Below are 13,653 nucleotides of genomic sequence, written 5' to 3'. Positions count from 1 at the left end.
GAGTAACCAGCAGTATCTTGGGTGTAATTCGAACCACAATCGAACCTGTCAGACCGGCGTGTATCGGTGTAAGAGGCGTTGAAACGGCTAGTATGGTGGGCTTATTGAAGCACATAAGTACCGAATGACTCCGACTGATAATAAACTGGGGTAATACTATGGATTCTTTTGATTATTCGCCGATCGATCGACGAACGTATCTCGCCTCCCTCGCCAGCACTGGAGCAGCAGCACTCGCAGGCTGTTCAGCTTTTGAGGCTGAAGACGATAGCCAGACGAACACACTGGAAGATGAAAGCGCCCGTGCCCTTGCAGAACGGTTCGCGCCGTCACTCTATTTCGATACATATGAAAAGTGGTTCCCGACCGATCCGCGACCCTACGAGTCAGAATCGGACGGAAAGGCTGTCGTCAACGGGTTCGACGCCTTTGATGGCTATCACGAGCGGTACGATGAGGCAGAAGCGCCGCCCAATCCAACACTGTTCTATCACGCTGTCGAATACACCGACTCGCCGCTGGCGGTCATCCAGTTCTGGCAGTATTCGGCGTTCGACCAGTTCAGCACGAACTTCCACTGGCACGACTGGGAAGTGCTCCACGTCTTTGTCGACACAGAGACTGACGAACCGCAACTCTACGTCGCAAGTTCTCACTCCCGAAAGGTACCCAATAACGAATTTCTCGATCCCGATCCAGAGCGGATTCCGGCAATACTCGTCGAGTTAGGGTCACACTCGAACACGATCTCGATCAACGAAGAGCGCGAACGCTTCCAGCGACTCCCAAGCGACAGTATGCTTGCGGATATCACCAACGGAACGTTCGAGGGGCTGGACACCCTCACTGAACTCCCGATCGCCTACGGGCTCCCTCGTGACGAAGGGGGACGGCTGCCCTTTGTCGTCCCGGAACTCGACGGGGCGCCGATCTACGAACACGAAAATCTTCCGTCGATCGATCGCACATCTCTGATCGACGAATCACTCGTCGTTCGGTCTTTCGAGGCGCTTTCATCACCGCCGTCGGATCTCCCAGAACGCGAGGTTGGGATGGTATTCGACCACGCCGATCGGGAAGACACAGAGTCGGATGTCGAGTACGACCTTGTCCCTGCCAGTGAGGTCGAGCATATTGAGTCGTTCACCGGTCCGCAGTTGAGCTTCGAGTTCGCGGTGCCCGAGTTCGTTGAAGACGCCGTTTCGGGACACATCACAACTGTCGAGGTTCCTTGGCAGAGCCCCCGATACGAAAATCCAGCAGCAGATATTTCAGATCCAGACCACCGAGCAGCGCTAGCCGATCGATACGACGCGATCGGAGCGCCGTCCACGGCGAATACGGTTGTGACGTCAATCACGGAGGCGATTACAAACGACGACGCGCCGGAAGCCGAGGGGCTGACGACAGATAGCTCACCAATTGAATCTGTCGTGTTACTCGAAAGCGACCCAGAGATCGTTCCGACCTTCAGCGGGGGCGTAACAGTCGTCCAGGATGTCCAGGATGGTGATCACCAACTCACCATCAATGGTGCTGGTGTCGCGCCACACAGCCAGCAGATATCCACGCAGGAAGACCGCGACGTCACTGTTGCCGGCGTCGAGGGAGAGATCCCGCTGGTCGCCAACGAAGCCGCGGTCAAACTCGAAATCGATCCGGCTGACGCCGACAGCGAACTCACCGGACTTGCCGTCGAAGACGATTTCGCCGGACGGATCTACGATGCGCCGCTCTCTGATCCCGACGCCGTCTACGTCCATCGGGGCGGTGCCTATACGACTGAAATCAAAGATCGCAACGAAGAGATTGGTGCCATCCGGGTCAATCCCGCGGACGAATCGAGCGTTCGGCTCGAAAACCCGCAGACTGGCAAAGCGTCGCTTGCGACGTTTCTTGCGACGATCGCCGAGGAGACAGAAGCCTCCGTTGCTTCCGCAGTTGAGGAAGCATCTGACGACGATGCACAGGAAGATCGCGGTGGGGATACCGACGACGAAGACGATGATAACGGGCGCGAAAATTCGGTGCAGGGACTCCAGCAGGCATTGGCCGCCGTCGTCGAATCCGCAAAGCGAGCCAGCGAACGCGCCGAGGCCGGCGATCGGGGTAATGCAGATGCGGCACTTGATGCGGTCTCAAGCCGGCTCGATCGAGTCGTAGAACGGTTGCGTGAGGCCCGTGAATCACTTCCCGACGAAACTGCTCGTGCGGCCGACCGACGGCTTGATCAGTCCAAACGACGCGCCGAACAGGCGCAGGCGGCCGACAAACTCTGACGGATAGGCGATCGAGTAGATCTCCCTTGGAGGGAAACCAGCGCAGCATGCGATCGACGCTGCCAACACTCATGTGTGTCCGTGTCATACGAACACGTATGATAACGACAGCGCTTGCCACGATTACCCAGGTGGGTGATGGGGGACTACTCGGGTCATTTACCGACGCGATCGTCATCGTCGCATCCTTGATGTTTGTGCTGATGATCGTCGCACTTGCTGGGTTCGCATATAAGAGCCTCAGCGGTGATGGGATTACCTGGCCCGAGGATATGGAAGAGGAAGACGACGAGGGTGTTACCCGTACCGGTCCGGACGACGAATGGAAGTACGGTTGATACGAGCTACTATCGGTGTTCGTACTGTTTTTTGACCGATCGAGACACAGGATTGGGAGATATCGATATCTCTGGTTGGCCACGATACGCTCTCTGAGTTCGTGTCGTTCCCAGATTACGTGCCGTGTGAGGGATCTGCGATTTCGATTATATTGACCGTTCTTTGTTTGCGATTACGTTGGCCGTTCTTCGATTTCGATCGTGCACCGGTTTTCTGCGTCTGCACTGTCGGTTTTGCAGATATTTTGAATACTACCACAATGATTTTAAATGGTCGACTCAAGATTTAACTATGTCTTCACATCACAACGGAGGCGAAGAAACCGGTAGTACTCGCCGTCGGGTCCTCGCGGCGATGGGCGGCGCGAGCGTTATCGGGTTGGCAGGCTGCGTCAGCGATGACGATGGCAACGGTAACGGTGGAAACGGTAACGGCAACGGTGGAAACGGTAACGGTGGCAACGGCAACGGCAATTCTGGTGACGCTGAGTTCATCGCATCCTCCGCGGCGAACCCAGGAACATTTGATCCGACGATCATCACGGACGCGACCTCTAATTCGGTTATCGGAACAATGGCCTACGAGAGTCTTGTCGCGCCACTTTTCGATCTCTCCGAGTTCCGAGGAGAGCTCGCGACAGACTGGGAAGAGGTCGACGAGACGACGATTCGTTTCCAGATCCGCGAAGGCGTACAGTTCCACAACGGCGACGAACTCGTCGCCGAAGACGTGGAGTTTTCGATCAACCGAACCAGCGGAACGGCGAACAACGCCGACGTTTCCTGGATCGCCGAAACGGAAGTTCTCGACGATTACGAGATTGAGCTTCGGACCGAAGAGCCAGTCGCGCCGTATCTCTCACGGCTCAGCGCTGTGCCGATCCTCCCACGTAACGCAGAAGGAATCAGCGAAGATCCTGAATCGGACGACCATGCGTTCGATGAGGAGTCGATCGGAACGGGCCCCTTCGAGCTCGAGTCGTTCGAAACGGAAGATCGCGTCGTGCTCGTCCCCTTCGAGGACTACTGGTATGACGGCGATGAGTACCCCTCGACTGCGCCATGGGAACGGGTAACCTTCCGTATCATCACCGAACAGGTGTCTCAAGAAGAGGCGATGGCGAACGGCGAACTCGATATGATCGATAACGCCGCACCCTTCGAGCTTGATCAATGGGAAAACCAAACGGGCGAGGTCATTTCCGGAGACGCAGTCGGGTTCGACTTCGTGACGTATCCGTTGAAACAAGAGCCCTACACCAATCAAAAGCTCCGGCAGGGCATGACGAAGATGATCCCGCGGACAGACGTGATCGAAGCAATCTTCGGCGGCAATGCGACTGCCCTTGGAGGTCCAATCAGTCCTGGGCTCGGAGCATTCTGGGACGAGGACCACGAACAGCAACTCCTCGACGAGTTCGTCGGCGAAGACTTCGAGGCCGGGCTCGAACTGGTCGAAGAAGCCTTCGAAGAGGAGGGTATTGAACCTCCGTTCGAACTTGCGTTCATCACGAACGTCAATCGTACCCGCGAGCGCTGGATGGAAGTTATCCAGCAGACGTTCGACGAGACGGACCTCTTCGACGCCGAACTTGACGTTCGGGCGTTCGACGATCTCGTTCCGTTCCTGCTTGACCCAGAAGGCGCAGCCGAGAGTACTGACATCGTCGGCATCGGTTGGACCGGCGGTTCCGACCCCGACGGTCACGTGAATGACTTGCTTAACTCTGAGCGCCACGTGCCTGACGGGTTCAACTGGAATCTCTACGAGAACGAAGAAGTCGATGAACTCATCGCCGAGGGGCTACGAACCGTCGACATTGACGATCGCGTCGATGTCTACCACGAACTGCAGGAAGTGCTCGCAGTGGATATCCCATTCGTCAGTATGTGGACCGGCGACCAGATCGATGTGCTCGCGCCCGACGCCCTCGAAAGTCTCGATCAGTGGGCACCACATCCGAATTCGAGTAACCGATACAACGCGCTGTACAAACCACACCTCGATCAGGTTGCGTTCCCGCCGCAATAATCGAGTTTTTAACTACGGGTTGGTTTTAGACATTTAACGCACGTCAAATGAGCCTCCAACGATTTGTCCTGAAACGCGGGTTGCTCACCATTCCGCTTTTGCTTGGGGTGACGTTGTTCACCTTCGGGATGGTTCACGCAATTCCGGGAGATCCGATCGACTTCATCACGCTCTTCGCGGAGTTAGACGCGGAGACAGAAGCCGAGATACGGGCCCAATATGGGCTCGATAAACCGGTGTATATCCAGTACATCGATTGGGTTCTCAACGCCGCCCAGGGTGATTTCGGGAAGTCGATCGTCACCCGCCGTCCGGTCGCGACTGAGATCCTCAACCGACTGCCGTACACGCTTTTGATGGGTTCGATGGCATTTGCGATCGCTATCATCACTGCGATTCCATCGGGGATCGTTGCGGCATACTATCGCAACACGACCGTTGACCAGATCAGCCGTGTCTTCGCGCTTATCGGTGTCGCGCTGCCGAACTTCTGGCTCGGACTGATTTTGATCTTGGTGTTCGCGAGTTGGCTCAATTTGTTCCCGGTCCTGCCGCCGACCGATCGCGGGCTGTTGAGTCAGGACATGATCATTTATACGCTGTTGCCCGCGATCACGATCGGTACGGGATCGACGGCGTTGTTGATGCGGCTGATGCGATCGTCTATGGTCGAAGAACTGGATAAGGATTATGTCAGAACCGCACGCGCCAAGGGGCTTCCTGAGCGGACCGTCGTGCAAAAACACGTGCTCCGAAACTCGCTTATTTCAGTCGTCACGGTCGCGGCAATACAGATCGCGTTTATTATTTCTGGATCGGTCGTCGTCGAAATCGTCTTTTCGTACCCCGGAATTGGACGACTTCTCGTCGATCGAGTCGGAAACCGCGACTTCCCGGTGATTCAAGCGCTTGTCTTGATTATCGGTGTCGCAGTGATCCTCGCGAACTTGCTTGCGGACGTACTGTACGCATATCTTGACCCACGGATTCGATACTAATTATGGCACCTACTACCCCAGAACGGACAACAGAACGCGGACGTATTCGGATATCAGGGTTTGATCCCGACGTTGTTGCGTCCCGAGAGCCGCTCTCGTCGTGGACACCCGAACTAGAAGCGACCGAAGGAAAAGGCCGACTCGAATACGCCTGGGAGCGGTTCAAGCGCAATCGGTTAGCACTCTTTGGCACCGGTGTGATCGTGTTCATGGTCTTGCTTGCGGTGTTTGCCCGGCCGATTGAACTCCCTGATTCGCTTCCTGTTTTGGCCGGACAGGTAATTCAGCCGTTTTCGCTCGCGCCGGTCAGTCCTGGGACCCAGGACCTGATCAACGCACATAACCCGCCAACACTTGAGAACCTAGCCGCGTGGCCGCCGTCGCCGCTCGGGATATTTGGCACTGACTGGGCCGGTCGGGACCTCTTTTCTCGAGTTATTTATGGAGGTCGCTGGAGCCTGTCGATCGGATTCATTGCTGTCGCCGTCGCGTTGTTCATTGGTATCCCGCTTGGCTCTATTGCGGGGTACTACGGCGGGAAAATCGATGAAGCAATCATGCGCGTCGTCGATATGCTGTACGCATTCCCGTTTATTGTGCTTGCGATCGCGGTTATTGCGATTCTCGGCCGCGGTTACTGGGAACTGGTCCTCGCGTTGGTCGCCGTCGGTTGGCTGCCGTACGCCCGAATTATCCGGGGTGAAATTCTCAGTGTCAAAGAAAATGAGTATGTCGCTGCGGCAAAGGCCTTGGGGGCGACTGATCGGATGATCATCATTCGACACATTCTGCCGAACGCGATGGCACCGGTGATCGTGCAGGCGACACTCAGCGTCGGGACGATTGTGCTTGCGGCCGCAGCGCTTGGATTTATTGGTCTTGGCCTATCGCCCGCAAGCGCCGAGTGGGGCGTCATGCTCAACGTCGAGCAGGATTCGATCGCGAGGGGTCGGTGGTGGGCCGGGGTGTTCCCAGGGCTTGCCATCTTCACGTTCGTGATGGCGATCAACCTACTTGGTGACGGTGTCCGTGATGCCTTCGATCCACAGGGCGATCGGACTGGTTCAGGGGGGATGCGGTAATGGCATTGCTCGAAGTCGAAGACCTCACTGTCCGGTTTTATACCGAGGATGGGGTAGTCAAAGCGACGAACAACCTCTCGTATCGGATCGAAGCCGGCGAACACTTCGGTGTGGTCGGCGAGAGCGGGGCCGGAAAAAGTGTTTCCAGCCTTGCAATCATGCGATTGATAGAGGACCCCGGCGTGATCGAAAGCGGTGAAATCCGGTTCAAAGGCCAGAACTTACTCGAATTAAGCGCCGAAGAGATGCGAACTATCCGTGGCAACGAGATAGCGATGATCTTCCAGGACGCCGAAACGGCACTGAATCCGGCATACACCGTCGGTGAACAGATCGCAGAAGCCGTTCGCCATCACATGGACCTCGACGATGCGGCCGCGCGCGATCGAGCGATCGAGATGCTGGATTCAGTCGGGATCCCCGACGCTGCAGAACGCTACAGCGATTACCCGCACCAGTTCTCCGGAGGGATGCAACAGCGCGCCGTCATCGCGATGGCGCTCTCGTGTGATCCCGATCTCATTATCGCTGACGAGCCCACGACGGCGTTGGACGTAACAATCGAAGCACAGATACTCGAACTGCTCGAAGAGGTCTCAGAGACATTTGACACCGCGATACAGCTTATTACTCATGACCTCGGCGTCGTCGCAGAGTTCTGCGATAGGGTCATGGTAATGTATGCTGGCCATCCCGTCGAGATTGCAGCCGTCGATGATCTCTATTATAATCCTCAGCATCCGTACACGGTTGGTCTGATGAGTTCGATCCCCCGTATTGGAGACACGAGAGACCGGCTACAGACAATCCCCGGACGCATGCCGGACCTCATTGAGAACCCTCCCGGGTGTAATTTCCACCCTCGGTGTCCGTACGCCGAGGACGTGTGTGCGCGGCGTGAGCCTCCATTGGTGAACGTCGAGACGGGTGACCCGGCGGATCCGATTAACTCAGATTCTCAGAGTGCGGCCTGTTTAGAACACACTGGAGATCTTCTTGAAGGGCTGGATTATCAGGTAACCGTGCGTGGAACCGATGAGTCAACAGGGGACGCTGCATCGACCGATGGGGGTGTCTCTGATGAGTAGTAAGGAACCGCTCCTGCGGGTCGAGGGACTGAAAAAGTACTATGAAGCCGAAAACGACTTTCTGAGCCAGCTTCTGGGCCGATCGAAGACGGTGAAAGCTGTCGATGGGGTATCCTTGGAGATCGGCGAAGGCGAGACGTTCGGATTAGTTGGTGAAAGCGGCTGTGGCAAGAGTACGATCGGTCGGACAATTCTCCAACTTGAGGAGCCGACAGCCGGCTCGGTCTATTTCAGGGGCCAAGACATTACCAAACTCTCTAGCGAAGAACTCAGAAACCTTCGGACAGAGATGCAGGTGATCTTTCAGAACCCACATTCGAGCCTCAATCCCCGACTTACCGTGAACGACATTATCGGTGAAGCGTTCGAGATACATGATATCGGCACCGAAAGCGAGCGTGACACTCGGATCAAAGAGCTTCTCGAACGGGTTGGACTCAACGCCAGCCACGCTAACCGGTACCCTCACGAGTTCTCTGGCGGACAGCTCCAGCGGATTGGAATCGCCCGTGCGCTGGCCGTCGATCCGGATTTTATTGTCTGTGACGAACCAGTCTCCGCGCTCGACGTTTCAGTGCAGGCGCAGATTCTTAACCTGCTTGAGGATCTCCAAGCAGAGTTCGGCATTTCGTATCTGTTCATTGCACACGACCTCTCGGTGGTCGAACATATTGCCGACCGGATCGCAGTCATGTATCTCGGAGAGATCGCGGAGTACGGTACGCCCGAAGAACTCTTTACACCGCCGCAGCATCCGTACACGGAGGCGTTGTTGTCTGCGATTCCCGAGGCGGATCCGCGGTGGGACGGCAATCGGATCATTCTGGAAGGGACTGTTCCATCGCCAATCAATCCGCCGTCCGGGTGTAAGTTCCACACCCGCTGTCCGAAAGTTATTCCTCCGGCTGGGTACGCCCTCGAGCAAGACGAGTGGCGGGCGATACTCTCACTGCGAACACGGATCGACAACGGAAATATTCCACTGGACCAATTTTCAGGAGACATCGCCACCGCGATCCGCGAAGAGTACGACATCCCCGACACGATCCCCGCAGATGTTGATCGGATTCTTTCGGAGGCACTTGAGGCGGTCGCGGTTGATGACTTCGAACGCGCATCTAGTATGCTGGATAAAGAGCTTGAAACGCCGTGTGCGGTTCACAATCCTGCGATCCGATCGACGGCGAACGGACAGGTTGCGTGTCATCTCTTCGATGATCGGTATGCAGATGGTACAGTCTATCCCGAAACCACTAGGGAAGCAAACTAATTCGAATGCGACGCATTTACGAATCGAACGCACTGGATCGCGACGACGCCGACCCGTTCAAACCAAACGCCAGTCGCGACACAACACCGACCGCGGCGCGATCGATCCCGGCACAGAAACTCAGTGCTGCGATCATTCCACAACGACTCATTCGACGAGGGGTAACGATCGAGGTATCAACCCCTCGTTCGACATATACGAAGGGGCAAGCCGTGCCATTCCATGTCCAGATACGAAACCGATTGCCCATACCAATTACCATTGAGACGAAACATCCTGTTCTGTGGACGTGGTCGGTTGACGGCCACCGTGACGCATCACGGCTCGACGATCCACTCCCTGCCCGTCCCGGGCAGTTCACGTTTGATCGTGGCGAAACAAAACGGTTCACCCGCCGGTGGACCCAGACGTTCCGGGTGTCGTCGACAACGTGGGAGGAGGCATCTCCCGGGATATACACGATACGAGCGGCCGTCGCCGTAGACGACGCTGTGCTTTCGGATTCGGTCTCAGTGACGATCGAGTGACCTACTCGTCGTAAAACGCATTCGTCGCCGCTTCTGCCAGCGATCGCGTTGCGGTAACCAATGGATCGTCTTCGGCAAGTTCATAATGTGATTGTCCATCCTCGCCGGTGGTTTCATCGAGGACATCGAATGGTTCGAGGGCATCAATTGCTTGGTGAACTGTGCTTTGGGTGATCCCAGCACCCGCAGCGATCTGTTTGACCGACAGCGGCTCATCGGCATACAGCAACGAGGCGAGGATTCGCGCACGGGCACGGTTTGCGAACAATTTTACGAGTCCGTTTTGATCGACAAGTTGCGTGTACTCGTCGGTCGCCTGTGGGTCTTCGTCCATATGCCGGATTTTCGATCCGCTCGTATGAATACTGCGGTCAGCGACAATCACGGAGAGTGCCCACTCTCGAAAAGATTCGGTTCTGTCAGGTCAGTTTTGCAACTCGTTCATATGGTCGATCCGCGACTGCACGAGCGATGCAGTGCCAATATCGTGGCGAATGTGGAACCCTTCGCCAGCAGCTGACAGAGCGTCCTCGGAGATCGTCTCGGCGGTCGCGATGTCTTCTCCTCTCCCGACGACCGCAAACGATCGCGACGTCGTCGTGTACAGCCCGTCCTCGCGCTCGTCGACGCTCGCGTAGAACAGCAGCGCGTCGCCGGCGGCGTCTTCGTCAACCTCGATCTTCGCGCCGGCGTTCGGGTTCGTCGGATATCCCTCTGGGACCGCGTACTTGCACACAGTTGCCTGCGATGTGAACAACAGTTCCGGGAGACGATCGCCTTCACGGGCGGCGACGAGTACGTCGAGGAAGGAGGTTTCGAGCACGGGAAGCGTGTTCATCGCCTCGGGATCCCCGAATCGCGCATTGAACTCAATTACTTTCGGTCCCTCGGCGGTGAGCATGAACTGGCCGTAGAGCACACCCTTGTAGCCCTCGAGCGCGTCAACGGTCGCCTCGATGATCTCAACTGCGTCCGCGTAGTCTTCAGACGTCATGAACGGCAGGTGAGTCGTTGTGTCGCTGTAGGAACCCATCCCACCGGTGTTTGGGCCCTCGTCGCCCTCATAGGCGCGTTTGTGGTCCTGGACCGCGGGCGCGGTTCGAACCTCACCGTTCGCGACGAATGCCTGGATGGTGAACTCCTCGCCAACCAGTCGCTCTTCGAGGACCACCCGATCGTACTCGGATTCTCGAAGGTACGTTTTCGCTTCCTCGGGCGTGACCTGATCGCCAATAACCTTCACGCCTTTCCCACCGGTGAGCCCGGCGGGCTTGACCGCGAGGTCACCGTCATACTCGTCGATGTACGCGCAGGCCGCCTCAATGTCTTCGAACGTCTCGAAGTCCGGACAGCCAGGAATCGCGTGCTCGCGCATGAACGATCGCTGGTAGGCTTTGTCCGTCTCAATTTGGGCCTCCGTGGACTGCGGTCCGAAGGTGTACACGCCTGCCTCCTCAAGCGCGTCGGCGACGCCAGCGGCGAGCGCGGATTCGGGGCCAATGATCGCGAGCGTCGCGCCGATCGACTCGGCGTACTCGACAATTGCGTCGGGATCAGTCTCCGATCGATTCTCGAACCCGGCCGCGAGTGCTGCAATACCGGGATTTCTGTTACTCGCACACGCAAACAGCGTACAATCGGGTGCCAGTGCCCGCGCGATCGCGTGCTCGCGACCGCCGCCACCGACGAGTAGGACTGTCTCGCTCATATCTCCACTGCGAGTGCATAGACGTGTAAGCGTTACTGTTGAGAAACGCCAGATAATGCATGATTATGCAATTACGGGCGGGCGATCGCCTGCCAAATACAGGTCAAAGACTCCGCCGAAAGCAACGCACTTGGGTCCAGATCCCGTTGAGCGAGTATGAGCGCTCCAACGGACACAAACCGGCTGGATTTGGCGGGCAGTCCATATCTCCGACAGCACGCGGATAACCCCGTCAACTGGCAGCCGTGGGACGACGCAGCACTCGCAGCCGCAAAGGAACGGGACGTACCGATCTTTCTGTCGATCGGCTACTCCGCGTGTCACTGGTGTCACGTGATGGAAGAAGAGAGCTTCGAGGACCCCGAAATCGCCGAGAAGCTGAACGAGTCGTTCGTTCCGATCAAGGTCGACCGCGAAGAGCGCCCCGACCTGGATCAGATCTATCAGACGATCTGCCAACTCGTCTCCGGTGGTGGGGGGTGGCCGCTGTCGGTGTGGCTCACCCCAGCGGGCAAGCCCTTCTACGTCGGGACGTACTTTCCCAAGCAGTCGACTGGTCGGCGGCCAGGGTTTCGTCAGCTCCTCGACGATATCGCAGCCTCATGGAATGACCCCGAACAGCGAGCCGAGATAGAATCGAGAGCCGACCAGTGGACCGACGCCATCACGTCAGAGGTCGAGTCCACGCCCGATGTCCCCGACGGCGTCGACCAGGAGCCACCGGGCGAAGAGCTGCTAGAGACCGCTGTTCGAGCGGCGTTGCGCAGCGCCGACAACGAATACGGCGGCTTTGGCGGTGGCGACGGCCCAAAGTTTCCACAGGCCAGACGACTCGAACTCCTGCTCACGGCGGCGACCGCAGGCAACGACGACGCGGTGGCGATCGCAACCCGATCGCTCGATGCGATGGCCAGCGGCGGGCTCTACGACCACCTTGGTGGTGGATTTCACCGCTATACGGTCGATCGCAAGTGGACTGTGCCACACTTCGAGAAGATGCTGTACGACAACGCCGAGTTGCCGCGGGTGTACCTTTCGGCATATCAATACACGGGTAGAGAGCGGTACGCCGACACTGTTCGAGAGACGTTATCATTCGTCGATCGGGAACTCAGGGCCGACGACGGCGGCTTCTACAGCACACTCGACGCTCAAAGCAGTGGCGCGGAGGGAACCTTCTACGTCTGGACTCCCGGTCAGGTCCACGATGTACTAGCGGATGAGAATGCCGAACTGTTCTGTGACCGATTCGGCGTCACCAAGCGGGGGAATTTCGAACACGGAACCACCGTGTTTAACACTATCACGTCTATCGACGATCTCGCTGCTGAGTACGATCTCCCGCCTGAGGTGATACGATCTCGACTCGACGCGGCGAAGAACGCGTTGTTCGAGGCTCGGAGCGATCGCGAACGGCCACGGCGAGACGAGAAGGTGCTCGCTGGCTGGAACGGGCTGATGATTTCGGCATTCGCTCGGGCTGGACGGGTACTCGACCCCTCGTTCGCTGAAACGGCAGCCGAGGCGTTGTCGGCAGTTCAGGAAGCGTTGTGGGACGCATCGAGTGGCCGGCTGCGTCGCCGCGTTATCGACGGCGAAGTTGCCGGTGAGGGATACCTGGAGGATTATGCATTCCTCGGGCGAGCAGCGTTCGACCTGTATCAGGCGACCGGTGAGGTTGAGCCGCTGGCGTTCGCGATCGACCTCACAAAGACGATCGTAGACGAGTTCTACGACAAAGAGCGCGGAACGCTGTACTTCACGCCCGAGAGCGGCGAAGCGCTCGTCAGCCGGCCACAGGAGTTCTACGACCAGTCGACGCCGTCGAGTCTGGGCGTCGCCGTACGATTGTTGGCACAGTTGGACGGCTTCCAGACGGACCGCCATTTTGCAGAAATTGCCGACGACGTGTTGGGGACCCACAGTAACCGAATCGACACACAGCCGCTCGAACACGTCTCGTTGACGCTTGCGGCGATCGAACGCGCTCGTGGCGGGACAGAACTGACGATCGCTGCCGACGAGATTCCAGAGCCCTGGCGCGAAACCCTCGCCAGGCAATATATTCCCGGGATGGTCCTCGCACGGCGACCCACCGGTGAGGCGGAACTCGACAAGTGGCTTTCGGTGCTCGGACTCGATTCGGCACCACCCGTTTGGGCCGACCGTGGGGCACGCGAGGGAGAACCGACCGTCTACGCGTGTCGAGCGTTCACCTGCTCGCCGCCGAAACCCGATATCGAAGCGGCGTTATCGTGGCTCACAGCGCAATAGGCTGAGACGAAAGCGACACCCAGAGGAGACGACTCGAGAGACTCCACGGAGATGACC

11 protein-coding genes are annotated in these 13,653 nt (G+C 57.5%); 9 read left to right on the top strand and 2 right to left on the bottom strand.

Features of this window, described 5'->3' with window-relative positions; translation table 11 throughout:
• Positions 1 to 158: 158 nt before the first annotated feature.
• The 8 genes from E5K03_RS09930 (at position 159) to E5K03_RS09895 (ending at position 9,614) form a co-directional block, all read left to right on the top strand.
• Entirely contained in the window at positions 159 to 2,279 is a 2,121-nt protein-coding gene (locus E5K03_RS09930; protein WP_138006695.1) for a hypothetical protein, read from the top strand.
• A gap of 98 nt (positions 2,280 to 2,377) precedes the next feature.
• Positions 2,378 to 2,617, top strand: coding sequence for a hypothetical protein (locus E5K03_RS09925; protein WP_138006694.1), 240 nt, complete (start codon positions 2,378 to 2,380; stop codon positions 2,615 to 2,617).
• Between the two features lie 292 nt (positions 2,618 to 2,909).
• Entirely contained in the window at positions 2,910 to 4,649 is a 1,740-nt protein-coding gene (locus E5K03_RS09920; RefSeq protein WP_138006693.1) for an ABC transporter substrate-binding protein, read from the top strand.
• Positions 4,650 to 4,696: 47 nt separating this feature from the next.
• A complete protein-coding gene (locus E5K03_RS09915; RefSeq protein ID WP_138006692.1) occupies positions 4,697 to 5,647 on the top strand; it encodes an ABC transporter permease in 951 nt (316 codons plus the stop codon).
• 2 nt (positions 5,648 to 5,649) lie between these two features.
• Positions 5,650 to 6,729, top strand: coding sequence for an ABC transporter permease (locus E5K03_RS09910; RefSeq protein ID WP_138006691.1), 1,080 nt, complete (start codon positions 5,650 to 5,652; stop codon positions 6,727 to 6,729).
• The gene (locus tag E5K03_RS09905; protein ID WP_138006690.1) at positions 6,729 to 7,817 is read left to right on the top strand and encodes an ABC transporter ATP-binding protein; all 1,089 of its coding nucleotides are present in this window, start codon (positions 6,729 to 6,731) and stop codon (positions 7,815 to 7,817) included. Before E5K03_RS09910 ends, E5K03_RS09905 begins: the two co-directional genes overlap by 1 nt.
• Positions 7,810 to 9,087, top strand: a complete 1,278-nt coding sequence (locus E5K03_RS09900; RefSeq protein ID WP_138006689.1) for an ABC transporter ATP-binding protein — start codon at positions 7,810 to 7,812, stop codon at positions 9,085 to 9,087. The genes E5K03_RS09905 and E5K03_RS09900 overlap by 8 nt, the downstream gene beginning before the upstream one ends.
• 5 nt (positions 9,088 to 9,092) lie before the next feature.
• Complete coding sequence (locus E5K03_RS09895) at positions 9,093 to 9,614, top strand: hypothetical protein (protein ID WP_138006688.1); 522 nt, start codon at positions 9,093 to 9,095, stop codon at positions 9,612 to 9,614.
• A gap of 1 nt (position 9,615) precedes the next feature.
• Here the strand turns inward: E5K03_RS09895 and E5K03_RS09890 are convergent, their stop codons facing one another.
• Together E5K03_RS09890 and purD are read right to left on the bottom strand one after the other, a co-directional pair.
• The gene (locus tag E5K03_RS09890; RefSeq protein WP_138006687.1) at positions 9,616 to 9,948 is read right to left on the bottom strand and encodes a winged helix-turn-helix domain-containing protein; all 333 of its coding nucleotides are present in this window, start codon (positions 9,946 to 9,948) and stop codon (positions 9,616 to 9,618) included.
• A 90-nt stretch (positions 9,949 to 10,038) separates the two neighbouring features.
• The gene (gene purD / locus E5K03_RS09885; protein ID WP_138006686.1) at positions 10,039 to 11,322 is read right to left on the bottom strand and encodes a phosphoribosylamine--glycine ligase; all 1,284 of its coding nucleotides are present in this window, start codon (positions 11,320 to 11,322) and stop codon (positions 10,039 to 10,041) included.
• Positions 11,323 to 11,478: 156 nt separating this feature from the next.
• On the opposite strand from purD, the gene E5K03_RS09880 reads away from it, so the two are divergent.
• Positions 11,479 to 13,596 (top strand): thioredoxin domain-containing protein, encoded by a 2,118-nt coding sequence (locus E5K03_RS09880; protein WP_138006685.1) that lies wholly within the window; start codon positions 11,479 to 11,481, stop codon positions 13,594 to 13,596.
• Positions 13,597 to 13,653 lie beyond the last annotated feature (57 nt).

Source organism: Halalkalirubrum salinum, from assembly GCF_005543295.1.
In the GTDB taxonomy this organism is placed as follows: domain Archaea; phylum Halobacteriota; class Halobacteria; order Halobacteriales; family Haloferacaceae; genus Halalkalirubrum; species Halalkalirubrum salinum.
The sequence above is the reverse complement of the archived record's forward strand: the minus strand, read 5'-3'. Positions and strand labels throughout refer to the sequence as shown.